The sequence below is a fragment of the Ensifer sp. Root558 genome (assembly GCF_001427045.1).
In the GTDB taxonomy this organism is placed as follows: domain Bacteria; phylum Pseudomonadota; class Alphaproteobacteria; order Rhizobiales; family Rhizobiaceae; genus Ensifer; species Ensifer adhaerens.
Genome location: NZ_LMGC01000012.1, coordinates 171,214 through 195,240 on the forward strand (window position 1 = coordinate 171,214; position 24,027 = coordinate 195,240).

The following is a 24,027-nucleotide window of genomic DNA, read 5'->3' on the forward strand; positions in this document are numbered from 1 at the left end:
AAGGCTTCGTTCACTATAAATCGGCCTATTCGGCCCTTGCCTCGGCCTCGACCAGCGCGCCTGCATTCGGCATCTGCGCGCTCTTGAGTTCGAAGCTCTCGCGCTCGGCCGCCGGCACCTCGTCCCGCTTCCTGAGCCTTGCCAGCACGAAGAGCGCATAGAGCGCGGCAACCGCCATCGCCGCATAGATGAAGGTGCGCGGCCCGAAGACCGGCATCAGCACCGTCACCATCAGCGGCACCACCGTGGCGGCGGCCGACCAGGCGACCAGCATGGTGCTCGCAAGCGGCACGAAATCGGCCGGATCCGTCCGGTCGTTGGCATGCGCATTGGCAATCGAATAGACGGTCTCGACCGCGCCGGCAAAGAGCGCGAAAACCAGCATCAACAGGATCAGGTTGCTGAACGTGGCCGAGAGCGCGAGGAAGCCGGCGACGAGGATCAACAGGCAGGTGCCGATCAGCACGAGCCGGCGGTCGATCCGGTCCGACAGCGTTCCCATCGGATACTGGATGGCGATCAGCCCGAACTGCATGACGAACATCAGGTTGGCGACATCGCCTTGGCTGACATTGTTGGCGGCGGCGTAGATCGGCGTGAAGCCCTGCACCACCATGGAGAGGCCGCCGGCGGCAAGCACGCCGATGAAGGCGACCGGCGAATTGCGCCAGACCATCGGGATATCGATGCTGACCTTGGCGGGCGCGGGCGGCGTCGGCAGCCGCGTCAGCCCGATCGGCAGGAGCGCAAGGGCGGTGAAGAAGATGGTCACGAGTGGCGGCAGGTTGCCATCGGCGGGGATCTGCCCGAACAGCCAGGCGCCGGTGCCAAGGCCGATGACATAGGCCATGTAGAACAGTGCCATCGCCTTGCCGCGCCAGTGGTTCGCGCTTGCGTGGTTGAGCCAGCTCTGGGCGATAATGAAATTGGTGTTGCCGGATGCACCGTAGAGACCACGGGCCAGCACCCAGACAAGTGGATGCATGCCGAGCGCGATTGCCAGGGCCGAGAGGATGACGAGCGCCATCGAGCAGGAGAAGGCGCGCGCATGGCCGACGCGGCGGATCATCGGCCCGGCGATGACGCAGCCGACCAAGCCGCCGAAGGCGATCATCGTCACCGCTGCCCCCGGCACCCAGTCCGGCGCGTCGGAACGCGTCAGCGCGAAGGGCACATAGGCGAGCATCATGCCGTTGCCGATCGCCACGGCCGTCATCGAGGCAACAATGCTGGCGATCGAGGTCAGCGAGGAGGGCTGTTTGGTCATGTGCAACCTGTGAATGGGATCCGCGCAGGGCAAAGCGCGTGAGAACTATCTAAAGTATTGAAGCGTAAGCATTTCTCGATTTCGTCGGTTCGGCCGACACCATAGCCGAAAGACTGGTGTCGCGCTGTCGCCAAAGCGGCATCGCATGCCCATATTTTCAGTTCCAGCAGACTTGACTCCATTATATGAGAAATGCAATCTCAAATAATGGAAAACCCAACCGACCCTCTTGAACACGCGATCGGCGAGCGCGTCCGGGCGTTACGCCTCAAGCAGGCGCTGACACTCGATGAACTTGCCTTAAGCTCCGGCGTCAGTCGGGCGATGATCTCGCGCATCGAGCGCGGCGAGGCGAGCCCGACGGCGCAGCTTCTGGCGAGGCTGTGCAGCGCGCTCTCGACCACGCTTTCGGCGCTTTTTGCCTTCGAGGCGAGGGTGGCGTCGCCGGTTGCAAGGCGTGCCGACCAGCGCCTCTGGCGCGATCCGGAATCCGGCTATCTGCGCCGCTCCGTCTCGCCGGATGGTCTTGGCTCCCCCGTCGATATCGTCGAGGTCGAGTTTCCGCCGGGTGCGCGCGTCGTCTTCGAGCGGCAACCGTCCGACCGGGGCATCACCCAGCATCTCTGGCTGTTTTCCGGGCGACTGGAACTCACGACCGAATCCGGCTCCCATTCGCTCGAAGCCGGCGACTGTCTGTTCATGGGCCTGGAGGCGGGCCACATCTTTCACAATCCGCACGATGAGCCGGCACGCTACGCCGTCGTCCTCTGCCGCACCAAGGCTTGACCATGTCCGATCTTCGTATCCGCCTGCTTGATGAAAATGGAGCTGTGACCGCCATCCCGGCGCTTTCGGATGTGCTGTCCGATTGCGTGGAAGGTGGCGCGTCGGTCGGTTTCATGCAGCCATACCCGCCGGAAAGTGCGCGTGGCTACTGGCAGGGAGTTGCCGGAGCGGTCGCGGTCGGCGACACGCTGCTGATGGTGGCGGAGGAGGCGGGCCGCATCCTCGGCACGGTGCAGGTGGGCGTCGCGCAGATGCCGAACCAGCCGCACCGCGGCGACCTGAAGAAGCTGCTTGTGCACCGCGACGCCCGCGGCAAGGGCGTTGCCCGGCGGCTGATGGAAGCGGTCGAGCGCGAAGCGGCCGCCCGCGGCAAGACCCTGCTGGTGCTCGACACCGCCACCGGCAGCGAGGCCGAGGCGATCTATCCCCGTCTCGGCTGGGAACGCGTCGGCGTCATCCCCGACTATGCCATGTGGCCGGAAGGCGGCCTGTGCGCCACCACGTTCTTTTACAAACGGATCGCTGCTTAGGGGTGACCGCAGCACGGTGGCCGGCTGCCTCAGTCGTCTCCCTTACCCCAATTGCCCCCCCCATCGGGTTTAACCCGAGGACTCACCCTCTCCCGGCAGGCCGGAGACGTGTACGATGCGTCGGCTGACCACTTCACGTACGCCTGATTGGAGAGACCGCGAGCGTGCGACGTATGGGGAGCGGGTGCCGCGCGTCTCCTTCGCCCCGCTTGCGGGGAGAAGGTGGCCGGCAGGCCGGATGAGGGGCGAGCCCTCACCGGGCGGATGAGGGGCAGGTTGCCAAGCCTGAAACCGCGGGTAGGGTACCAGCACCCTTCCGTTGCCTCTTCAGGATACGTTCATGCACATCTTCTACTCCGAGGACCACAAGCTCCGTGACGCCAAGACCGAGCTGTTCGGTGGCGAGCTCGTTGCGCCCTTCGAGGCGCCGTTCCGGGCCGAGTGGATCCTTGCGGCGGTGAAGGAAGCGGGGTTTCGCGATGTCGTTGCCCCCGACCACCATGGCCTCGACGTCGCCCTCAAACTGCATTCGCCTGACTATCTCGACTTTCTCGAAACCGCCTGGTCGCGCTGGGTCGCCGACGGCTATCGCGGCGAAGCGATCGCCACCTGCTTTCCGGCGAGGCGCATGCGCCAGCATCCGCCCCGCGATATCGATGGCGCGCTCGGCTACTATTCTTTTGCGGCGGAAACGGCGATCACCGAGGGTACCTATGCCGCGGCGCGGGCGGCGATGGACTGCGCACTTTCTGCCGCCGACCATATCCATGCCGGAAACCGTGCGGCGTTCGCACTCTGCCGTCCGCCCGGCCATCATGCGGCTATCGACCTTTATGGCGGCTATTCCTTCATCAACAATGCCGCCTGCGCCGCCCAGCGCCTGAGGGATCAGGGTGCCGCCAAGGTGGCGGTGCTCGACGTCGACTTCCATCACGGCAACGGCACCCAGGACATCTTCTACGAGCGCAACGACGTCTATTTCGCATCGCTGCATGGCGATCCCGTTGACGCCTTCCCCTATTTCCTCGGCTTTGCCGACGAGGAGGGGGCCGGCGAGGGGCTGGGCACGACGAAAAACTACCCGCTGCCGCGCCGCACCGGTTACGACGTGTGGTCGGCCGCCATGGCCGACGCGCTTGCCCGTATTGCGGCCTTCGGCGCGGAGGCCATGGTCGTGTCGCTCGGCGTCGACACCTTCGAGCGCGATCCGATCTCGTTCTTCCGGCTGACATCCGACGATTACATCCGCATGGGCGCGGCGTTGAAGCGCACGGGCTTGCCGGTGGTCGTCTGCATGGAGGGCGGTTACGGCGTGCCGGAGATAGGGCTCAATGTCGCCAATGTGCTGAAGGGACTTTCCGGCTGACGGCGCCGGCGCGAGTAAAAGCGCGATCACCGCTATTGACCTCAACTTTACTTGAGGTCGTACGACTGCTCCTGTTCAAAAGAGACGAAGAGGAAAGAGCAATGAGCAGCCAATCGAAGCCGGCCGTCGTGGCGCCGCTTTACCGTATCAATAAGTACACCGTGCCGCTGGAAGCACGCCAGCAGTTCGTCGAACTCGTCGACAAGACGCTCGCAGTCATCCGCAAGCAGGACGGCTATGTGAAGGACCTGTTTCTGGAGCAGCACGCCGGCCCCGGCCAGTTCGACTTCATCACCCTGATCGAGTTTGCGAGCGCCGACGTCGCGCCGAAGGTCGCGGCCGCCCTCGTCGAGTTCGACCGCCAGCTCGGCCTTAACCGCGAGGCGCTGATGAAGACACTCGGCATCCGCACCGACTTTGCCAGCTACCGGGCTTTCGGCGGTCTGGCTGCCTAGAGCAATTCCAGGAAACGTGTACAGCGGTTTCGGTCCGGAATTGCGTGCCACAGATGGTCAGAACGAAAAGGCCCGGCAGTTGGCCGGGCCGATCCACACGCCTGATGAGGTGTCAGGAGACGAAGAACGACGACAGGCCCTGACCGGCGGCAAAGGCCATATAGGCAAGCACGGTGAAGTAGACCGTGGTCGCGATCAGGAAGAGATAGCCCCCGGCCACCATCAGTCCGTCGCGCTGAATGATACCGAGCGAGAGTAAGAGGATCGCGATCCCCGGCAGCGTGTTCGACAGCGGGATCAGGCCGAGCGGGAACATCAGGAGAATGCCGCCGGCCATGATCATCAGGCCGTTGAATCGGTTCATCAGCGCGCCCTTCGTCAGGAAGCCGAGACGCGGACGGACGTAACGATCCAGCTTGGAAACGAGATTCGCGCCTTTCTGCAGCGTCGGCACCAGCTTCTCGGTTTCGATCCGGCGATCGAGAATGCGCTGCGGCATCCACGGCAGGCGATTGAGCGTGACCGATACGGAAATCAGGATGATCGCTGCGCCGAAGACGGTGCTGACGCCCGGGATCGACACCGGCAGCAGAAACGGCAGCGTCAGCAGGGCGCACAGCAGCAGGAAGCCCTGTTCGCCGATTTCCGTCATCAGCTCGCGTAGCGTGATCGTCTCGCCGCGGATCGAGGCAATCATGCCGTTGAGCGTGTCGCTGAGACTGCGTTGCGTGTCGCCGAACTCGATTGCCATTGGAGCTTGCCTCTCTTTTCTTTGGTGCCCGTCCTATCAAGAGCGTGTGAAGGATCGGTTTATGTGTGCCCTGATGGCCACGCCAGCCGCTGGCGAAGCTGGATTTGCCGGTAAACCTTGGCGTGAATGGGACGCCTCTTCATCTTCCTGCCGCAATCGCTAGTATGAAGCAACTTCGAGCACCAATGGGGACAACTGATTCCATGATCAAGAAATGCGCCATTCTGGCTGTCGCGGCCATCTATCTTTCGGGATGCACCACCACCGATCCCTATACGGGCGAGCAGAAGATGTCGAACACGGCCGGTGGCGCGCTGATCGGCGCAGGCCTCGGCGCGGCGACCGGTCTGCTGGTTGGCGGCAGTGCCGCAGGACGGCGTGACTCCGCACTCGTCGGCGCCGCGATTGGCGGTCTCGGCGGCGGCCTGATCGGCAACTACATGGACAACCAGGAAGCCGAACTGCGCGCCCAGTTGCAGGGCACCGGCGTATCGGTCACCCGCGCCGGCGACCGCATCATCCTCAACATGCCGTCCAACATCACGTTCGCGACCGACCGCGACCAGGTGATCCCGGCTTTCTACGACACGCTGAACTCGGTGGCGATCGTGCTGCGCAAGTTCAACAAGACGATGATCGACGTCGATGGCCACACCGACGCGACCGGCAGCGCCTCCTACAACCAGGGCCTCTCCGAGCGCCGCGCCGCTTCGGTCGCCAACTACCTGGCGGGCCAGGGCGTCGACCAGCGCCGCATGTCGGCCATGGGCTACGGCAAGGAGCGTCCGATCGCCTCCAACGGAAGCGAAGCCGGCCGCGCGCAGAACCGCCGCGTCGAAATCTCGATCGCGCCGATCAAGGCCTGATCGGCCGAAAGCGACCGCTTGCAATCGAAGGGGCTGCGCCGCAAGGCGCGGCCCTTTTCATGCCTTGCCGGGCTAGAAACGGTAGCGCAACAGGCGGCCCATCCGGCGCAGCATCGGCAGGGCGCTGACGACATGCGCCGCTATCCGCGCCATCGGCGACAGGCGTGCGACCTGGCCTGAATCATACTCGCTGATCTCGTCGAGCAACGTCAGCCCGGGCACGTCGCGTTCCAGCGTTTGCGCGTTTTCCAGCCCCCAGCGAAGCTCCGCCCCCGTTGCCCGCAGCGATGGGCTCAGCCGCAAAAGCTCGATACCGAGATGGCTGTAGGCGTCAAAGACGATTTCCCCGCCGGCAAGGCAGGAGGTCAGCCGTCGCAAGACGTCGCGGACCTCGTGTTCTGAGAGATAGGGAAACACGCCCTCGGCGACGACGATCGCCGGGCGGTCCGCCGGAACGAGGTCGATCCACTCGCGCTCCGTTATCGAGGAGGCGATCGTCGTGCAGCCGGCGCGCGCCGGGAAAAGCTGTCGCCGCAAGGCGATCACATCGGGAAAGTCGACATCGAACCAGCCGACGGACGCGGGCGGATCGAGCCGCAATATACGTGTGTCGAGACCGCAGCCGAGGTTGAGCACGATTGCGTCCGGGTGGCGCCCGATAAAGGCGCGCGCCCAGCGGTCGAGCATATGGGCGCGCACGGCAATGCCGATGGTCATGTCGTGGCCGGCATCGGGCGGTTTCGGCCTGCCGGCGAGCCGCCGCATGAGATCGGCGGCAAAGTGATCGTTGAGCAGGGAATCCGGGAACGCGCTCTCTGCGGCTTTGGCCTGGAGCGTGACCAGCAAGGTCTCCCGTACGCCGTGAAGGCCGATCTCCTCGGCTTCCATCCTCTCCTCCCAAGGGCGTGATGCACCCCGCCGCACAGCTTGCATTTTGCAGGCCCTCCACCCCGGGGAAGGCCCGCAAAGGCGCCTATTTCGCCGTTCGGCGCGCCCGCCAGACACGTCCGGCTGTCAGAACGGCCAGCGCCGGCATCAGCGCAAACAGCCAGAAGAGCCAGCGTGTCGCCATCGCCACGCCTTCCGTCGACGGCGTTTCGATGCCGGCGAGATTGGCGGTAAGCCCGGCCAGCGCCGCGCCGAGTGCTGCGGCGAAGAGCTGGACCGTGGTAATCGAGCTCGACGCCTTCTCCGCTTCGCCTTCCGGCGCAAATTCATAGACGGCCGTCACGATGTGCGGCCAGGCAAAGCCCATGCCGAAGCCGACCGCCATGATGCCGAGGCTGAGCGGCGCGGCGATCACCATGAATTCCGATCCTGCCATCGGCATGAACAGCGCAATCAGTGCCAGGCCGACAAAGCCGAAGGCCGGGCCGGCAAAGATCGTCTGCTTTGCCCTTTCCCCATGCCAGTGGGCGCTTGTCATCGACCCGGCGGTCCAGCCGATCGACATCAGCGCCGCAATGTAGCCGGCTACCAGCGGCGACAATCCGTGCAGCTCCTGCAGGAGGTACGGCACATAGATTTCCGGCTGCAGGCCGACCATCAGCAGGGTGATCGTAGCATAAAGGGCTGCCAGCGGGGAGGTCGGGGTGAAACTGCCGGAGGGGAGCAGCTTGCCGGTTGCCCGCTTCTCGACGACGAGCAGCGCCAGGAACATGAATATCGCCGCGCCGACGCAGCCTACCTGCGCCGCCGCCGTGGTCAGCGTGCTGGCGATGGAAAGCGCAAGCACGATGGCGACGAGCAGCGTCAGTTGCACCAAGGGAAGCGGCGTGCGTGCGCCTTCGCCGGCAGCCTTGCGCGGCAAAGTCGAGAAGGCGAGGGTCGCCAGCAGCGCCGTCAGCGGCAAGAGCGACCAGAAGGCGACTCGCCAGGTGGAAAACTCCGCGAACATACCGCCGATCGCCGGACCGACCAGCGTCGCCGTACCCCAGGTGGCCGAAATCAGGCCGATGGCGCGGGTCCAGAGCTCTGGCCGGAAGACCTCACGGATCACGCCATAGGCAAGCGCATAGAGCAGCCCGCCGCCGAAACCCTGGATCGCGCGGCCGGCGAGCAGCATCGCCATCGAGGGGGCCGCAGCGCAGAGGAGTGTGCCCAGCCCGAAGACCAGCGCACCGATCGCATAAGCGCCGCCGGCGCCGACGGCACCAAGCAGCCGGGCCGACAGGGCCGCGCCGAGGATCGAGGCGGCGACGAAGACGGTCGTGCTCCAGGCGTAATATTCGAGCCCGCCGATCTCGCGCACGATCGACGGCATGATCGTCGTCACGACGTAGATGTTGAGCGCGTGCAGCGCGACGCCGCCGCTGAGCACCAGCGAATGCACGGCGTTCCCGCCGGTCAAAAGCGCGCGCCAGCCGGTTTCCTGGTGGGCTGCGGATGTTTTTTCGAGCATGTCAGTACCTCATGCAGCGGTATTGCCGAAAACGTGCGACCGGCCTGGCCGGTGGGGAGGATCACGTTTGCAAGGGCGATGCCGCCAGTATCAGTGGAGCGCAGCCTCGCCGAAATGCGTGAGCTTGTCCGGGTTGCGCATGATGAAGATGTCGTTGACGTTTCCGTCGCCGTCATAGCCGAAGGCGACGGTTGCCGCGATCTCGTTTTTCGCTTCGTCCCGAAGCACGATGCCGCGGCCGCCATTGATGTCGCCGATTTCCCAGACGTAATGCGACCAGTATTCGGTAAGCCGATCGATGATGAAGGCGAGCACCGTCTCCTTGCCCGAGAGCACTCCGAGCACGGTCGCCACCTTGCCGCCGCCGTCGGCTGTCAGCTTCACATCGGCCGAAAGCAGGGCCGAGAGGCTAGCGACATTGCCGCCGTGGATTGCCTGGTGGAAGGCCGAAAGCAGTTCGTCCTGTCGCTCACGCGGCGTCTGGTGCCGGGCTTTTTCGAGCCCGATATTGGTCTTGGCGCGCGACACCAGCTTGCGGGCGGCGGTTTCCTGCATGTCGAGCGTTTCGGCCACTTCCTCATAGGGCTGGCCGAAGATCTCGTGCAGCAGATAGGCGGCGCGCTCCTTCGGTGTGAGCCGTTCGAGCATCAGCAGGAAGGCCGTCGTCAGTGAGGATGTCAGCGCAAGCTTCTCCTCGGCATTGTCATCGCTCGCCGTATGGATCGGCTCCGGTAGCCATGCGCCGACATAATCGATGCGCTTGCGGTGCGCCGCCTTCAGGAGGTCGAGGCAGCGCCGCGTGCAGGCGGTCGTCAGCCACGCCGCCGGCGTTTCGATCGTTGTCCGGTCGACCTCCTGCCATTTCAGGAACGTATCCTGCACCGCATCTTCCGCATCGGCACGCGAGCCGAGGATGCGGTAGGCAAGGCCGAGAAGGCGCGGGCGCGCCTCCTCGAAGATCTGCATGTGCTGCCGGTCGTTCATGTCAGTGCCTCGAGATCTGGATGCGGTTCCAAAGGTTGATCATCGCCACCGTCGCGGTGATGACGCTGATCTCCTTTTCGCTGAAATGCTGGCGCAGCTCGGCGCGAAGCGGCGCAAAGTCGGTGCGCGGCTCGAGTTCGGTCAGAGCTTCGGTCCAGGCAAGCGCTGCCTTCTCGCGCGGCGTGAAATCATTGACCTGGTCCCAGACGATGATGCGGTCGAGCCGCTCGTTGCTCTCGCCCTCGGTGCGGGATTCCTTGGTGTGCATCTTCACGCAGAAGCCGCAGCGGTTGATCTGTGAGGCGCGCAGCTGCACGAGATTGTGGATCGTGCGGTCGAGCCCGTGCAGGTCCATGGTCTTGTGCACGTCGGCGAGCGCGCCGAGCACGTCGGAGATTTCCTGTTCGTAGCGGACGGCCTTGGTATCGGTCATGGTCTCAACTCCATCGTTGTCGTGTTGCTTATGACCAATTGACGATCGACGCCGGACAGCTGTGACGCGGGCACGATGATTTTTCTCGCAGGATGCGAAGAAAAATGCATGAGCTGATTATTTTGAAGAAGTTTCAATAATTTGGAGAGTCGCGATTTCTCGCCGTGCATCAGGCTTTCGGTGGATAGCTGTGCTCGCCGCCGCGAAAATCCGTGACGGTGTAGCAGCCGCCGCCCTCGTCCGCGATCGAGGCAGCGCTGATCACCGCCTTGCCGTGCCCGCCGGGAATGTCGAGGATATAGGTCGGCTGGCAGAGGCCGGAGACGCGGCCGCGCAGGGCGGCAACCAGCGCCTGGCCTTCCTCGATCGTCAGGCGAAAATGGCTGGTGCCGGGGGCGAGATCCGGGTGGTGCAGGTAGTAGGGCTTGATCCGCGTTTCGACGAAGGCGCGCATCAGGCTGGCAAGCACCTCGGCATCGTCGTTGACGCCCCTCAAGAGCACCGATTGGCTGATCATGACGATGCCGGCATCGATCAGGCGGGCAGAGGCGGCACGCGCCTCGTCCGTCAGCTCGCGCGGGTGGTTGGCATGCAGCGCCACATAGGTCGCCTTGCCGCTGGCTTTGAGTGCAGCGATCAGGTCGGCGTCGATGCGTGCCGGCTCGACCACGGGCACGCGGGTGTGGAAGCGGACGACCTTTACATGCGGGATCGGCTTCAGCCGTTCCATGAGTTCGGCGAGCCGCCGCGGGGACAGTACCAGCGGATCGCCGCCGGTGAGGATCACCTCCCAGATTTCCTCGTGGCTTGCGATATAGGCGATCGCGGCATCGAGTTCGGCTGGCGTCAGCGTGCCGAGCCCTTGGGGCCCGACCATTTCGCGGCGGAAGCAGAAGCGGCAATAGACCGGGCAGACATGCACGGCCTTCAGGAGCACCCGGTCGGGATAACGGTGGACGATGCCGGTCACGGGACTGTGCGGCTTGTCGCCGATCGGGTCCTCGCGCTCTTCGGGTAGCAGGGTCAACTCGGCGGCATCCGGCACGAACTGCCGTGCAATCGGGTCATTGGGGTCGTTGGGATCGATGAGACCGGCGATGACGGGGCTGATCGCAACGGCATAACGCTCGGCAACGGCGGCAACCGCCGCCTCCTTGGCGCTGTCGATGAGGCCTGTTTCGACCAGTTCGCGTGCGGTCTTGATCGGGCGGTGCGCGTTCACGCTCGTGTCTCCGCCACTGGCGCCCAGAGCACCTGGTCGATGCGTGAGGCTCCGGTTGCGAGCATCACCAGCCGGTCGAAGCCGAGCGCGATGCCGCTTGCCTCGGGCATGATCGCGAGCGCTGCAAGAAAATCCTCGTCGAGCGGATAGGTCTCGCCGTAAACGCGGGCCTTCTCCGCCATCTCCATTTCGAATCGACGCCGTTGTTCCGGCGCATCCGTCAGCTCGCCGAAGGCATTGGCAAGCTCAACGCCGCAGGCATAGAGCTCGAAACGTTCGGCAACGCGAGGGTCGCGTGCGGCAGGACGCGCCAGTGCCGCCTCGGCGGTTGGATATTCGTCGAGGATCGTTGCGCGGCCGAAGCCGAGGTGCGGCTCGACCTTTTCGACAAGCACCCGGCTGAAAAGATCGGCCCAGGTGTCGTCATGGGCGACCCGAAGGCCGGCTGCCGCCATCGTGGCAGCCAGATGGTCGCGGTCGGTCTCGCCATTGGCGGCGATCGAGGCCAGCAGGTCGATGCCGGCAAAGCGCTCGAAGGCGTCCGCCACGCTGAGGCGCTCCGGAGCGGCGAAGGGATCGCAGGCCTGCCCCTGGAAAATAAACTGCTTGGTGCCGGTGGTTTCCGCCGCAAGCGCCAGGATCTCGGCGCAGTCGCGCATCAACGCCTCGTAGCTTTCGCCGGCGCGGTACCATTCGAGCATGGTGAACTCGGGGTGATGAAGCGGCCCGCGCTCGCGATTGCGGTAGACATGGGCAAAGCAGGCGATGCGCTCTTCGCCGCCGGCCAGCAGCTTCTTGCAGGCAAATTCCGGCGAGGTGTGCAGATAGAGCGGATGGTCGGTTCCGTCGTGGTTGAGCGCCTCGGTCGCGAAGGCATGCAGGTGCGCCTCGTTGCCGGGCGAGACCTGCAGGGTCGCGGTGTCGACCTCGATGAAGTCGCGTGTCTCGAAGAACCGGCGCAATACCGATTGGATCCGGTTGCGGCCGAGAAGAAACGGGCGCCGGTCGGCATGGACATCGGGTGTCCACCAGGGTGAGGCATGCGACATGATCGGTTCAGTCCAGGCTTTCTTCGTGCAGATACCGGCTCAGGCTGGCTATTTGCGCGAAATTAGGGTAGTGGCGGCGCGAAATCCTTCTTTCCGCGTCCTTCAGGGCCCGTGTTTCCGGCCCGCGGTGTCGCGCATACCTCTGTTACAAGGAAGACTAATGGTCAAGGTCATCGCTTCATCTGTCCGTAAGGGCAACGTTCTCGACGTCGACGGCAAGCTCTATGTCGTGCTTACCGCCCAGAACTTCCACCCGGGCAAGGGCACGCCGGTCACCCAGGTCGACATGCGCCGCATTTCCGACGGCGTGAAGGTCTCCGAACGCTACCGCACGACCGAACAGGTCGAGCGCGCCTTCGTCGAAGACCGCGAGCACACCTTCCTCTATGAAGATGCCGAAGGCTTCCACTTCATGAACCCGGAAAGCTATGACCAGCTGGTCATGACCACCGAGGACATCGGCGATCTCAAGGCCTACCTGCAGGAAGGCATGGCCGTCATTCTTTCGATCCACGAAGGCCTGGCGATCGCCATCGACCTGCCGCGCCACGTGACGCTCGAAATCACCGAGACCGAGCCGGTCGTCAAGGGCCAGACGGCTTCGTCGTCCTACAAGCCGGCCATTCTGTCGAACGGCGTCCGCACGCTGGTTCCGCCGCATATCCAGGCCGGCACCCGCGTCATCATCGCGACGGAAGACGGCTCCTACGTCGAGCGCGCCAAGGACTGAGGCATCGACCAGGTCAGTTTGGACGGGGACGGCAGCGAAGGTTGCCGTCCCCGTTTTCGTTTCGGGCAGACCGCATGAGCAACCAGAAATTTAAGGGGCGCATTTCGAAAAACGGGTGCTAGGATGCGGCGCCGATACGACGTGTCACGAGAGGGCCTGCATGTTCCCATTGTCGCATATGATGAAGTCGTTCATTCGCAAGGGTCGCCTGACGGTGATCGATGCCGATGGCAAGAGGCACGTTTATTCCGGGACGCCAGGACCGGAAGTGACGATGCGTCTCACCGACAAGAAGCTTTATCGCAGCCTCGTCTTCAATGCCGAACTGGCCGCCGGCGAAGCCTATATGGACGGCACCATGCGCTTCGAGGAGGGCTCCACCCTCCGCGATTTCCTGACGCTGTTTTCGATCAACCGCCTGTCGCTCGGCTCCTACCCGATCCAGAAGTTGCTGCGCGCGGTAAAAATGCGTTTCCGCAAGCGTCAGCAGGCCAACCCCAAGGGCAAGGCCCAGCAGAACGTCGCGCATCACTACGATCTCGGCAACGAGTTCTACAAGCTGTTCCTCGACGAGAACATGCTCTACTCCTGCGCCTACTTCCGCGAGCCCAACGAGACGCTCGAGACGGCGCAGCGCAACAAGCTGAGGTTGCTTGCCTCCAAGCTTTGCCTGGAGCCCGGCATGAAGGTGCTGGATATTGGCTGCGGCTGGGGCGATCTCGCGATGTACTTGGCGCAGCTGGCGGATGTTCAGGTGCTCGGCGTCACGCTTTCCAAGGAGCAGCAGGCGCTTGCCACCGAACGGGCGCGCAAGGCGGGCCTGTCGGACCGGGTGCGTTTCGAGCTCAAGGACTATCGCGATGTGCAGGGGCCGTTCGACCGCATCGTCTCGGTCGGGATGTTCGAACATGTCGGCGTCCATCACTATGACGAGTTCTTCAAGAAGCTGAACGCGCTGATGCCGGACGACGGCCTGGCGGTGCTGCATTCGATCGGCCACATGAGCCCGCCCGGCATGGCGAGCTCGTGGCTTCGCAAGTACATCTTCCCGGGCGCCTATTCGCCGGCACTGTCGGAGGTCTTCGAGGTCGTCGAGCGCAACAGCCTCTGGGTCAGCGATCTCGAATTCCTGCGGGTGCACTACGCGACGACGCTTGCCCATTGGGGCGCGCGCTTCGACGCGAACCGCGACAAGGTGATCGCGCTATACGACGAGCGCTTTGCCCGCATGTGGGAGTTCTATCTGATCAGTGCCGAGATGATGTTCCGCACCGGCAGCCAGCTTGTCTTCCACATGCAGCTGTCGCGCTCGCGTGATGCGGCGCCGATCGTTCGCGATTACATCACCGACCGCCAGCGCGATTACATGGCCCGCGAACAGGCGCTCGCTCTCAACCTTTGAACGGGTGTTCTCCGTCACCTTGCCAGAGTAATCGCTTGTAGTCGAAGCCGAACTCCAGCGTCGGCTTGACGATCGCGAAGAACGGCGAGAGGTCGAAATCCCTGGGCGTGTAGAGCGAATGATGGCGGATATGCAGGATCTCCTCGCGTGAATAGGTCGAGGTCGCGGACGCCCGTCCGGGCGCGCGGGTAACCTCGGGCAGGATCGGATAGCGGATCTGCTCGAAGGCGGCCGCAATCAGCGTCGAGCAGATCGCGCGCGTCGGGTCGCCGGAACCGAAGGCAAGCAGGCGCCGCCGCCAGCGCACCAGAACCGGCGGCGTCGGCATGAAATAGCGCAGCATGTCCAAAATGTTCTTCAGGTCGTATTTCATCCCGAGCCTCGAGATCATGAAGCCGACGAGTGCTGTGCGATCATCCGGCGTCAGCGCGATAGGCCGGCAGATGCGGGTGTTGAACGAGGCGTATTTCTTCAACGGCACGGCAACGCAGCCCTCGCCGATGTTTACCTCGATCAGTTGCGGCCGCTCGATGACGGGTAGTGTCGCCTGATCGAGCGTCAGCGGCATCTGGTCACCGGCAAAGAAGGCGGCATGCGACCAGGTCGATTGCGTCAGATACTTGATCGCTGCCGAAACCTTCTGGTTGCCTTCGATCAGGAGAATGTCGCCCGGGCGCAGCGTGCGCGCCAGCGTTTCCTGATCGGATGGCGTGTAGGGCTCGTAGCCCGACGTCTGCGCCTGCAGGCGTGCGGCGAGCCTGGCGCCGAGACGATCGAGCAGCGTGTCCTTGCTTTCGGAAAGTGGATAGATGGTCCTCATCGAGGCGATCGCTCCGGGGAGGGGATGGGGATTCGAAACTGGCGGGCATGGTGGCCGAGCCGCGACACTCTGTCGAGTGATTGTTACATGATTGCATAGCTTTGGGCTTGACGGTGCGATCCTGCATTTCTATTTTAGAATTATTCTAAAGAAGGTTTCCTCCCAATTTTTTCCCGTCTCTTCTCCCGTTCCAAACGCCCGTTTTTGTCTCTCAGCGAACAGGAAATCCTGGCGCTCGCCATCTCCTCCGAGGAGGACGACGGGCGCATCTATCTCGCCTATGCCGATGCGCTTCGGGCACAGTATCCCCACTCGGCAAAAGTGTTCGAGGAGATGGCGGAGGAGGAAAGCCACCACAGGCAATGGTTGATCGATCTGCACGTCCAGCGCTTCGGCAACCGCATTCCGCTGATCCGGCGCGAACATGTGCGCGACTTCCCCGAGCGCAAGCCTGACTGGCTGATTGCCGAAATGCCGATCGAAAAGGCGCGCGAGGAGGCCGAAGCGATGGAGGAGGCGGCGCACCGCTTCTATGTCGAGGCCGCCACCAGAACCCAGGATGCCGCCACCCGCAAACTGCTCGGCGATCTCGCGATCGCCGAAAAGTCGCATGAATCGCTCGCCCGTCGGCTTGGCGAAGAGCATACGCCTGAGGACGTGCGCGCCGAGGAGGACCAGACCGCGCGCCGCCAGTTCATCCTCACTTACGTTCAGCCCGGTCTCGCCGGCCTGATGGACGGCTCGGTCTCGACGCTGGCCCCGATCTTCGCCGCTGCCTTCGCCACCCAGGATACCTGGCAGACCTTCCTTGTCGGTCTCTCGGCCTCCGTCGGCGCTGGCATCTCCATGGGCTTCACCGAAGCCGCCCATGATGACGGCAAGCTTTCCGGTCGCGGCTCACCGATCAAGCGCGGCCTTGCCTCCGGCATCATGACCGCGCTCGGCGGTCTCGGCCATGCGCTGCCCTATCTGATCCCGCATTTCTGGACGGCGACCGCGACTGCAGCGGTAATCGTCTTCGTCGAGCTTTGGGCGATCGCCTTCATCCAGAACCGCTACATGGAAACGCCGTTCCTCAGGGCCGCATTCCAGGTGGTGCTCGGCGGCGGTCTGGTGCTCGCGGCCGGCATCCTGATCGGCAACGCCTGACGGGCGAGCGGGAGATACGAAAAAGGGCCGGTTCGACCGGCCCTTTTTTGAAACTCTTCTGTCGCCTTGAGGTCAGTTGCCGACCGAGCCGACGAGGACTTCCGCGCCGTTCTGGATGGTGACCCAGCGGCCGCTGTGGTTCGACGCCTGGCGCTTCAGGTAGCGGTAGGGCGTGTTGGTCCAGAGCTTGACGCCGTTTTCGAGGTTATCGAGGATGAAGTCGCCCTGCGAGGTGCGAACGGTCAGAACCGCATGGCCTTCGCCGTCAGGCTTGCGCACCACGGTGATCAACAGGTCGCTTGCCGAGAAGCCCCTGCTCATCAGGCGCTTGCGCTTTTCGAGCACGAAGTCTTCGCAGTCGCCGGCGCCGTCCGGATAGGACCAGACTTCGTCCCGGCCGTGCAGTTCCAGGTCGGTCATCGGCGTGATCTCGCGGTTGACCGCCGCGTTCACCTGCCGGATCGTTGCCCAGCCTCGTTCGGTCACGCGCGCAGCGACGGTTCCCTTGGAGCGTACGTTGCACTCGCTCTTGTACTTCTGGCAGAATTCGTAGTGGCCGATCGGCTGCGAGGTCGCGGAGCCGGTCTGCATCCAGGGAGGCGATCCCGCCTGCGCGGGGATTGCCGTGTTTGCTGAAATGAAAAGTGCGCAGAACGCCGCGATACTTCCCTTAACCCCAGTCCAAGACGCCATACAAGTCCCCTGCGGCGCGGTATGCCGGACGCTCTTTGTCCGGACGCATTCGCGCAATCCTGAGTTGAAGGCAGCTTGTTTAGGTTCGTCCCCGGCGCTGCTCTAATCGTTAATAAAGAGTTAATAACGTCGGGGCTGCGGAGTCAATCTCCGGAATCGGGGCATCGGACTTTATGGTTAAAACCGGAACCGGGCGCACGCGAACCGTTGCGCCGCAGGGGATCTGCGGCACGGGACGGGTTTTGTCCTTGGGATTCGGTCGAAAAGGGAGGGCTATTCCGGCATGGGCTCAGGCGAGCATCGTGCCGATCGCCTGTTTCATTTTAGCAATGTCTTCTTCACGCGAGAGGCGATGGTCGCCGTCGCGAATGAGCGTCATGACGACGTCGTCGGCGGGTAGGTGCTCCATCAGCCGCAGGGCGTGGGAGTAGGGGACATCGGGGTCGCGCATGCCCTGCAGGATGTGCACCGGGCAGCCGGTGGAGATCGTGCCGTCGAGCACCCGGTTGGCCCGGCCGTCCTCGATGAGCGCGCGGGTAAAGATGTTCGGCTCGGGGCTGTATTCGGAAGGCTCCTCGAAATAGCCGCGTTCTAAAAGCGAGGCCCGCTCGGCCTCCGTCAGGTTGGGCTCGATCAGTTCGGCGGTAAAGTCGGGTGCCGGCGCGATCAGGACGAGACCGGCGAGCCGGTTTCCGTCGCCCCGGCGCCTGAGCTCCTGGATGACCCGCAAGGCAATCCAGCCGCCCATCGACGAACCGATCAGCACCACGCGCCCCGGTGCCGCCTGATCGATGACGGCGAGGCTTTCTTCCAGCCAGCGCGAGATCGTGCCGTCGGTGAAGGCGCCGCCGGAGGAGCCATGGCCGGAATAATCGAAGCGCACGCAGCTAGCCCCCCGTTCCATGGCATAGCGCTCGACTTCGACCGCCTTGGTGCCGGTCATGTCCGAGCGGTAGCCGCCGAGCCAGACCAGCGTCGGCTGTCCATCCGTCGGCTTGTCGGCGTGCCGCACGCGCATCGCGATCTTGCGCGCGGCCTCCGCTGCGCCGACCTCGATGAAGCTGATTTCCGTCTCTGCTGGCGTATTCTGCATGCAAATTCTCTCCAAGGGCCCGTTTCGCTGGCGATTTTCTTTCTAAAACAGATTCGTCTTGCTATCGACAGGTGGTGATTTTCCTTGCAAGCCGTGCTATTGACTCTCCCGTCGCAATTCACACATTGCCGTCGGTGACAGATTCAGGCGCTTCGTTTGGGATCGCGCCGGCGAACGAATTAAACAACATTTTTCGAAATAGCTCGAGGAGAGTACGACCATTCGCAGACCGTTCAAAGCGGACGCCCCCGTCAAGGAGGGGCCGCGCTCAAACAAGGAAATCCGGGTGCCCCGGGTTCAGCTTATCGACGCCGAAGGCCAGAACATCGGCGCCGTCCCGATCGACCAGGCGCTCCGTATGGCGGAGGAAGCCGGTCTTGATCTGGTGGAAATCGCGCCGAACTCCGAACCGCCGGTGTGCAAGATCCTCGATCTTGGCAAGCTGAAGTTCGCCAACCAGAAGAAGGCGGCCGAAGCGCGCAAGAAACAGAAGATCGTCGAAATCAAAGAAATCAAGATGCGTCCCAACATCGACACGCACGATTATGACGTGAAGATGCGGGCGATGAACCGGTTCTTCGAGGACGGCGACAAGGTCAAGGTCACGCTGAAGTTCCGCGGTCGCGAAATGGCCCACCAGGAACTCGGCATGAAGCTTCTGCTGCAGGTCAAGGACGACACCCAGGCGATTGCCAAGGTGGAAGCCGAGCCGAAGCTCGAAGGCCGCCAGATGATGATGGTTCTCGCGCCGCGCTAAGCGCGTGCCGCCCATCCGTCGAGATTACGAAAGCCGCCTCCGGGCGGCTTTTTTCGTTTGCGGGATCCTTCGGGCTTTGCTGACAGAATGCTGACAATCGCCCTCAGCGAGCTGTCAGGCGTCCCGTGCCATTCTCTCCGCATCGCATCGGGAGAAGGAGCCGAGATCATGACTTCAGTACTGCGCAAGGCCTTGCTCGTTTCTACGGTCGCCGTCTGCGGCCTCGTTTCGGCGCCGATTGGCGCTTCCCTCGTTGCCACCGGAGCGTCGCATCCCTTCTCGACCATGGCGCTCGCCGACGATGACGATGACGGTGACGATAACGGCGGTCGTGGTGGCGGCAATGACGACCGCGACGACGATCGGGACGACGGTCGTCACAACGATCGAGACGATGACGATGATCGTGGCCCCGGTCATCGCGACGACGATGATGATGACCGCTTCGACGACATCGACGACGACTTCGACGATGCCCGAGATGATCATGAGATTGAACTGCGGGTGACCGACGAAAATCTCCGGGGCCTGCGCAATGGTTCGCTGGTTGCCGTCGACAATCTCGGCCGGGTGCTCGAGGTCGAGGTGGAATACGAACATGGCGTTCGCGTCGTGACGGTCGAGCCGCACGACAGCGATATCCGCCGCAATCCGGGACCGGTCGGCAGCGTCTCCATCCGGCCGGCATTCTGATCAGGTCACAATTTGCCCGGCGCATTCGCCCCACACCATGCGCCGGAGCGATGGTCGGCCGTCACCAGCCCGCCCGGCGGCCCGACCCGGCAAGCGCATGCCCCCTGTGCCCGAAACGGCGCCGGGGGCATGCGCGTCGCTGGCGTTCTCGTCAAGGCTGGCATAGGCTCGCCCCGAACGATGCCCGCGGCGTCGCCGCAGACGAAGCACCTGGCGGATGCTTGCGCAAGCGCATTTGGAAGGACCCGACGCTGAGGAGCAGTTGCGACAGGATGAAGCCATGGCGATGACACGACGAGACCTGATCGCGCTCTTCTGCTGCTCGCTCCTGCTTTCGCTCGCGCCGCAGCCCGGCGGCATGGCGGCTCTCGCCAAGGATGACGACGACGATGATGACGGTGGCTCGCATGGCGGTGGCGGGCACGGCAACGACGATGACGACGATGATGACGAAGACGATGATGATGATGATGACGACGAAGACCTAGGGCCGGATGATGCCGGCGGTATCCGTCGAAGCGATCAGGAGCGGGCGCGCGACGGCGTCGAAAAGGGCGACATCCTGCCGCTGAAGGAGGTTCTCCGGCTGGTCGACGAAGACAGATACGGCCAGGTCATTGCGGTCGATCTCAAGCGATCGGGTGGCAGCGAGATTTACCGGCTCCGCACCCGCGACGAGCAGGGCACGATCCGCAACCTGCGCATCAATGCTCGAACCGGCAAGTTCGTGAACATTTTCGGGTTCTAGAGGAACGACATGCGGATTCTTCTGGCGGAGGACGATCCCAACATCGCGGCCCATGTGGCAAGCCGGCTGGAGGCGGAAGGCTACGGCGTCGATACGCTCACCCATGGCCCGGATGTCTGGGAGCAAGGGGAGAGCGGTAACTACGCCCTGGTCATCCTCGATCTCGGCCTGCCGGGCATGGACGGGCTGTCGATCCTGAAGCGTTGGCGGCAGGCGGGGCTGGAGACGCCGGTTCTGGTTCTGACGGCGCGCGGCTCTTGGATGGAGCGCGTCGACGGTTTCGATGCCGGGGCGGACGACTATCTGCCGAAACCCTTTCGGGCCGAGGAGCTTCTGGCGCGGCTGCGCGCCCTTCTGCGGCGCGCCGGTCCGCGTGTTGCGTCGGTGCGTGCTGCCGGACGCTTCACCCTCGACGAGGCGGGGCGCCGGGTGACCTTCGACGGGCTGCCGCTCGACCTCAGCCCGCTCGAATACCGCATGCTTGCACTGTTCGTGGAGCGCAAGGGGCAGGTTGTCACGCCGCTCGAGCTGGCAAGCCACGTTCAGGGCCGCGACGATGATGCCGCCAAGAACGCAGTGGAAGCGATGATTGCCCGTCTGCGCAAGAAGACGGAGAGCGGTGCGATCGAAACGCGGCGTGGATTTGGCTATGTCCTGCCGGACGGTGGCGCATGATCCGCTCGTTGCGGCTGAGGCTGGCAATCGGCGCATCGGTCGCCATCTGCCTGGTTCTGCTGGTGGTCTGGCTCTCCTTGAGCCGGCTTTTTACCGACTACGTTGCCGGGCGCTACCGCGCCGAAATGGCAACGCTCGTCGATACGGTTGCCGCCCAGGTGCGGGTGCGCAACGGTGAATTGGTGCTGCCGCGCGCGCCGGCCGATCCGCGCCTGAGCCTGCCGGCCGGCGGCCGCTACTGGCAACTCAACCGCGACGGCGGCACTCCTTTGCGTTCGCGCTCCCTGTGGGACACGGTGATCGATGCCGATCGACCGTCGGCGCCGCACCACCTGGGCTTCCTCGAAGCGGAGGGGCCGGACGGCGCGCCGATCCTTGTCTACCGCCAGGCCCTGACGCTTGGCGAAGGCGCGGATGCCAGGCAGTTCGCGGTTACTGCCGGCTTTGCGCGCAGCGAACTCGATGACGCTCTTTCCGCCTTTCACGGCCGTATCCGGCTGATGCTGCTGGCGACGGCCGTCGTGCTTGCCGGCGCCGCATTCCTGCAGGGTGCCCTCGGCCTTCTGCCACTGGTGCGGCTGCGGGAACGAGCCGCCCGCGTCCGGTCGGGCGAGGAGAAGGATTTTGGCCTGGCCGGGCCGCGCGAGGTGCAGCCGCTCGTCAGCGAAATCAATCTACTGCTTGCGGAGCGCGCGACCGCGCTGGCGCAAGCCCGGGCGCGCGCCAGCGACCTCGCCCACGGGCTGAAGACGCCGCTGACGGTGCTGGCGCAACTCGCCGAAGGCCTGCCGAAACACCAGCGCGACATCGCGCTCGAACAGGTCGACCTCGTACGCCAGCGAGCCGACCGCCAGCTTCAGGCGGCCCGCATGGGCGTCGAGCGCATGGCAACGACCTTGCTCGCCGATCTCGGCAACAAGCTGGTCAGCGTCCTGCGTCCCGTGACCGCGGAGCGCGACGTCGTCTGGGAGGTCGACATCGATCCGTCGATTTCACTCGACGTCGACCCGGCCGACCTTGCCGAATGTCTCGGCAATCTGCTCGACAATGCCGCCAAATGGGCGCGGGCACGGATCCGCCTATCGGCCGAGGTGGTCGACGGGCGCGTGCGGATCACGGTCGGTGACGATGGGCCGGGGGTTGCCGAGGGCGACCGCGAGCAGGCGATGCGCCGCGGGGGGCATAGTGCCAATGCAGCGCCGGGCCACGCCTCCGGCAATGGCCTGGGGCTTGCGATCAGCGCCGATATAGCGGAGGCCTATGGCGCGACCATGTCGCTCGGGCAGTCGGCCCTGGGCGGTCTCGAGGTCGCACTGATCTTCGACGTCGGCGGCGGCAGCCGGCGCCCGCGCGATCCGACCTGAGGCGCAATGCGTCGTCGCAAAAAAAAGCGGCATGCGCAGGCGGCGAGGGCACTGGATCGCCGCTTGCAGCCCGCTCTTTCGATTCCCCAGTTGCGCTTTTCGGGATGTGCGGTTATAAGCCCCCGTCCGAACGGTCCGGCAGGGCATGCCGTGGCCGTTCTTAACGCTGGAAATGGACCTCGTCTGTCCGTTTCGATTCTTAAGAACAATGGAGTAGCAAAATGCCCAAGATGAAGACGAAATCGTCTGCCAAGAAGCGGTTCAAGATCACCGCGACCGGCAAGGTTCGTGCAGCAGCTGCTGGCAAGCGCCACGGCATGATCAAGCGTTCCAACAAGTTCATCCGCGACGCACGTGGAACCATGGTTCTCGCGGAGCCTGATGGCAAGAAGGTCATCAAGAACTACCTGCCCAACGGTCTCTAAGACTTTCAGGCATATTGGACACGTTAAGGAGATCATGACATGGCACGTGTAAAACGCGGCGTAACCGCTCACGCCAAGCACAAGAAGACGCTCAAGGCAGCCAAGGGCTTCTATGGCCGTCGCAAGAACACCATCCGCGCCGCCAAGGCAGCGGTTGACCGTTCGAAGCAGTTCGCTTACCGCGACCGCAAGGTCAACAAGCGCAACTTCCGCGCTCTCTGGATCCAGCGTATCAACGCTGCCGTCCGCGAATTCGGCCTGACCTACGGCCGCTTCATCGACGGCCTGAACAAGGCTGGCATCGAAGTTGACCGCAAGGTTCTGTCCGACATGGCTATCCATGAGCCGGCAGCATTCGGCGCCCTCGTCGAAGCTTCCAAGAAGGCGCTCGCCTATCTCAAGGAAGCCGGCACGGCAAACGAGTTTGAAAGCGCTGTTCGTTAAGCCAGCGTTTTCCCAAAATCGTTTTTGAAATTAGTTGGGAAACCCGCGCTGGCAGGGCTGGCGCGGGTTTTTCTTGTTTTACGGGACGAAAGTGTACCACGATCGAAGGGGACCATGCGCGGTCCCGGAGCTTGATGACGACGATATGACGTCTCTGCTGGCAGCGCTTGCAGCCGGCCGGGAGCGCGTTGAGCGCTGCGAGCTCAAGGATCGTATGGTCTGGATCAAGCGCTATCGTCGTCAGGGCCCTCGTCTTTGGCTGCGCACGCAAGCCTTTGTCGCGCGGATTTGTGGCCTTCCGGTGCTGTTGCCGTCCCCGCTTCTCGACATCGAGGGCATGATCGAGCGCGAAGTTCGCCAGATCGCGACCTTCTCCGCGGCCGGTTTCATGACGCCCGAGGTCGTCTACCGTGGGCCGAAGGTGCTGGTTCTCTCCCATCTTGGTCTGCCGGTCAGCAAGCATATGGGGCCGCTGCGCAACAGCGACGCCGCCGCGCACGATCAGCTGCTGGTGCGCTGCGCTGCGGAACTCGGGCGCCTGCACCGCGCAGGTCTCTGCCACGGACGTCCGCATCCGCGCGATTTCATCATCGACAACGGCGAATTCGGCTTCCTTGATTTCGAGGAGGTGCCTGCGAGCGTCATGCCGCTGGCGACCGCCCAGGCGCGCGACCTCTGGCTCCTGTTCCTGCAGGTGGCGAGCCGGGCCGTGCAGCCGGAAACCCCGGCCGCGGCCTTTGCCGCCTGGAGGCGCGCAGCGCCGGCGGAAGCCAGCCGGGCGCTCACCGAAATCATGCCGCTCTTCATCCGCTTCCTGCCGCTGGCGCGCTTCGTCCTGCGCTTCCGCAAGGGCAACGATATCATCCGTTTCATCGCTGCGACGGACTATCTGGCGGGTGCAACGCGATCACATTCCTGAAGACA

Annotated in this window: 28 protein-coding genes; 16 read left to right on the forward strand and 12 right to left on the reverse strand. The window is 63.8% G+C overall.

Features of this window, described 5'->3' with window-relative positions:
- Positions 1 to 25 precede the first annotated feature (25 nt).
- Positions 26 to 1,267, reverse strand: coding sequence for an MFS transporter (locus tag ASD63_RS14160; RefSeq protein WP_034804697.1), 1,242 nt, complete (start codon positions 1,265 to 1,267; stop codon positions 26 to 28).
- Between the two features lie 207 nt (positions 1,268 to 1,474).
- On the opposite strand from ASD63_RS14160, the gene ASD63_RS14165 reads away from it, so the two are divergent.
- From ASD63_RS14165 to ASD63_RS14180, 4 genes are all read left to right on the forward strand, one after another.
- Positions 1,475 to 2,053, forward strand: coding sequence for an XRE family transcriptional regulator (locus tag ASD63_RS14165; RefSeq protein WP_177235726.1), 579 nt, complete (start codon positions 1,475 to 1,477; stop codon positions 2,051 to 2,053).
- 2 nt (positions 2,054 to 2,055) lie between these two features.
- A complete protein-coding gene (locus tag ASD63_RS14170; protein WP_034804683.1) occupies positions 2,056 to 2,583 on the forward strand; it encodes a GNAT family N-acetyltransferase in 528 nt (175 codons plus the stop codon).
- A 340-nt stretch (positions 2,584 to 2,923) separates the two neighbouring features.
- Positions 2,924 to 3,949: a histone deacetylase family protein gene (locus tag ASD63_RS14175; protein ID WP_034804680.1), complete on the forward strand. Its 1,026-nt coding sequence runs from the start codon at positions 2,924 to 2,926 to the stop codon at positions 3,947 to 3,949.
- A gap of 101 nt (positions 3,950 to 4,050) precedes the next feature.
- A complete protein-coding gene (locus ASD63_RS14180; protein WP_051659684.1) occupies positions 4,051 to 4,404 on the forward strand; it encodes a hypothetical protein in 354 nt (117 codons plus the stop codon).
- A gap of 112 nt (positions 4,405 to 4,516) precedes the next feature.
- Here ASD63_RS14180 and ASD63_RS14185 read toward each other — a convergent pair whose 3' ends face one another.
- Positions 4,517 to 5,155: an exopolysaccharide biosynthesis protein gene (locus tag ASD63_RS14185; protein WP_034804677.1), complete on the reverse strand. Its 639-nt coding sequence runs from the start codon at positions 5,153 to 5,155 to the stop codon at positions 4,517 to 4,519.
- A 203-nt stretch (positions 5,156 to 5,358) separates the two neighbouring features.
- Between ASD63_RS14185 and ASD63_RS14190 the strand changes: the two genes are divergently transcribed.
- Entirely contained in the window at positions 5,359 to 6,021 is a 663-nt protein-coding gene (locus tag ASD63_RS14190; RefSeq protein WP_029742421.1) for an OmpA family protein, read from the forward strand.
- Positions 6,022 to 6,093: 72 nt separating this feature from the next.
- Here the strand turns inward: ASD63_RS14190 and ASD63_RS14195 are convergent, their stop codons facing one another.
- The 6 genes from ASD63_RS14195 to epmA all read right to left on the reverse strand — a co-directional run bounded on the left by ASD63_RS14195 (position 6,094) and on the right by epmA (position 12,110).
- The gene (locus ASD63_RS14195; protein ID WP_029742422.1) at positions 6,094 to 6,909 is read right to left on the reverse strand and encodes a class I SAM-dependent methyltransferase; all 816 of its coding nucleotides are present in this window, start codon (positions 6,907 to 6,909) and stop codon (positions 6,094 to 6,096) included.
- Between the two features lie 85 nt (positions 6,910 to 6,994).
- A complete protein-coding gene (locus tag ASD63_RS14200) occupies positions 6,995 to 8,422 on the reverse strand; it encodes an MFS transporter (RefSeq protein ID WP_082572888.1) in 1,428 nt (475 codons plus the stop codon).
- A 90-nt stretch (positions 8,423 to 8,512) separates the two neighbouring features.
- On the reverse strand, positions 8,513 to 9,406 hold the full coding sequence (gene sigJ / locus ASD63_RS14205; RefSeq protein ID WP_034804673.1) for an RNA polymerase sigma factor SigJ: 894 nt from the start codon (positions 9,404 to 9,406) through the stop codon (positions 8,513 to 8,515).
- A gap of 1 nt (position 9,407) precedes the next feature.
- Positions 9,408 to 9,839, reverse strand: a complete 432-nt coding sequence (locus tag ASD63_RS14210; protein ID WP_034804671.1) for a carboxymuconolactone decarboxylase family protein — start codon at positions 9,837 to 9,839, stop codon at positions 9,408 to 9,410.
- Positions 9,840 to 10,008: 169 nt separating this feature from the next.
- Positions 10,009 to 11,061, reverse strand: a complete 1,053-nt coding sequence (locus ASD63_RS14215; RefSeq protein WP_034804669.1) for a lysine-2,3-aminomutase-like protein — start codon at positions 11,059 to 11,061, stop codon at positions 10,009 to 10,011.
- Positions 11,058 to 12,110, reverse strand: coding sequence for an EF-P lysine aminoacylase EpmA (gene epmA / locus ASD63_RS14220; protein ID WP_034804667.1), 1,053 nt, complete (start codon positions 12,108 to 12,110; stop codon positions 11,058 to 11,060). The genes ASD63_RS14215 and epmA overlap by 4 nt, the downstream gene beginning before the upstream one ends.
- A gap of 160 nt (positions 12,111 to 12,270) precedes the next feature.
- Between epmA and efp the strand changes: the two genes are divergently transcribed.
- On the forward strand, positions 12,271 to 12,840 hold the full coding sequence (gene efp / locus ASD63_RS14225) for an elongation factor P (RefSeq protein ID WP_029742428.1): 570 nt from the start codon (positions 12,271 to 12,273) through the stop codon (positions 12,838 to 12,840).
- Positions 12,841 to 13,000: 160 nt separating this feature from the next.
- Positions 13,001 to 14,242 (forward strand): cyclopropane-fatty-acyl-phospholipid synthase family protein, encoded by a 1,242-nt coding sequence (locus ASD63_RS14230; RefSeq protein ID WP_029742429.1) that lies wholly within the window; start codon positions 13,001 to 13,003, stop codon positions 14,240 to 14,242.
- On the opposite strand, the gene ASD63_RS14235 is transcribed toward ASD63_RS14230, so the two are convergent.
- A complete protein-coding gene (locus ASD63_RS14235) occupies positions 14,232 to 15,062 on the reverse strand; it encodes a lipo-like protein (RefSeq protein WP_060529501.1) in 831 nt (276 codons plus the stop codon). The two genes, ASD63_RS14230 and ASD63_RS14235, sit on opposite strands and share 11 nt — an antisense overlap.
- A 165-nt stretch (positions 15,063 to 15,227) precedes the next feature.
- Between ASD63_RS14235 and mbfA the strand changes: the two genes are divergently transcribed.
- The gene (gene mbfA, locus ASD63_RS14240; protein ID WP_029742431.1) at positions 15,228 to 16,211 is read left to right on the forward strand and encodes an iron exporter MbfA; all 984 of its coding nucleotides are present in this window, start codon (positions 15,228 to 15,230) and stop codon (positions 16,209 to 16,211) included.
- Between the two features lie 72 nt (positions 16,212 to 16,283).
- Here mbfA and ASD63_RS14245 read toward each other — a convergent pair whose 3' ends face one another.
- Positions 16,284 to 16,904 (reverse strand): transglutaminase-like cysteine peptidase, encoded by a 621-nt coding sequence (locus ASD63_RS14245; protein WP_029742432.1) that lies wholly within the window; start codon positions 16,902 to 16,904, stop codon positions 16,284 to 16,286.
- 289 nt (positions 16,905 to 17,193) lie between these two features.
- Positions 17,194 to 17,997, reverse strand: coding sequence for an alpha/beta hydrolase (locus ASD63_RS14250; protein WP_034804664.1), 804 nt, complete (start codon positions 17,995 to 17,997; stop codon positions 17,194 to 17,196).
- A gap of 220 nt (positions 17,998 to 18,217) precedes the next feature.
- On the opposite strand from ASD63_RS14250, the gene infC reads away from it, so the two are divergent.
- Positions 18,218 to 18,754 carry a translation initiation factor IF-3 gene (gene infC, locus ASD63_RS14255; RefSeq protein ID WP_034804663.1) on the forward strand — a complete coding sequence of 179 codons (537 nt, stop codon included), beginning with the start codon at positions 18,218 to 18,220 and terminating at the stop codon, positions 18,752 to 18,754.
- 174 nt (positions 18,755 to 18,928) lie between these two features.
- Here infC and ASD63_RS35080 read toward each other — a convergent pair whose 3' ends face one another.
- On the reverse strand, positions 18,929 to 19,243 hold the full coding sequence (locus ASD63_RS35080; protein WP_034804662.1) for a hypothetical protein: 315 nt from the start codon (positions 19,241 to 19,243) through the stop codon (positions 18,929 to 18,931).
- Positions 19,244 to 19,258: 15 nt separating this feature from the next.
- On the opposite strand from ASD63_RS35080, the gene ASD63_RS35085 reads away from it, so the two are divergent.
- From ASD63_RS35085 to ASD63_RS14295, 7 genes are all read left to right on the forward strand, one after another.
- Positions 19,259 to 19,447 carry a hypothetical protein gene (locus tag ASD63_RS35085; protein ID WP_029742436.1) on the forward strand — a complete coding sequence of 63 codons (189 nt, stop codon included), beginning with the start codon at positions 19,259 to 19,261 and terminating at the stop codon, positions 19,445 to 19,447.
- A 280-nt stretch (positions 19,448 to 19,727) separates the two neighbouring features.
- Complete coding sequence (locus ASD63_RS14270; RefSeq protein WP_051659683.1) at positions 19,728 to 20,195, forward strand: hypothetical protein; 468 nt, start codon at positions 19,728 to 19,730, stop codon at positions 20,193 to 20,195.
- A gap of 9 nt (positions 20,196 to 20,204) precedes the next feature.
- Positions 20,205 to 20,870 (forward strand): response regulator transcription factor, encoded by a 666-nt coding sequence (locus tag ASD63_RS14275; RefSeq protein ID WP_034804661.1) that lies wholly within the window; start codon positions 20,205 to 20,207, stop codon positions 20,868 to 20,870.
- Positions 20,867 to 22,234: a sensor histidine kinase gene (locus ASD63_RS14280; protein WP_051659682.1), complete on the forward strand. Its 1,368-nt coding sequence runs from the start codon at positions 20,867 to 20,869 to the stop codon at positions 22,232 to 22,234. The genes ASD63_RS14275 and ASD63_RS14280 overlap by 4 nt, the downstream gene beginning before the upstream one ends.
- 221 nt (positions 22,235 to 22,455) lie before the next feature.
- Positions 22,456 to 22,659, forward strand: coding sequence for a 50S ribosomal protein L35 (gene rpmI, locus ASD63_RS14285; protein WP_025425550.1), 204 nt, complete (start codon positions 22,456 to 22,458; stop codon positions 22,657 to 22,659).
- A gap of 39 nt (positions 22,660 to 22,698) precedes the next feature.
- Positions 22,699 to 23,103 (forward strand): 50S ribosomal protein L20, encoded by a 405-nt coding sequence (rplT, locus tag ASD63_RS14290; RefSeq protein WP_029742440.1) that lies wholly within the window; start codon positions 22,699 to 22,701, stop codon positions 23,101 to 23,103.
- A 145-nt stretch (positions 23,104 to 23,248) separates the two neighbouring features.
- Positions 23,249 to 24,022, forward strand: coding sequence for a hypothetical protein (locus ASD63_RS14295; protein WP_051659681.1), 774 nt, complete (start codon positions 23,249 to 23,251; stop codon positions 24,020 to 24,022).
- Positions 24,023 to 24,027 lie beyond the last annotated feature (5 nt).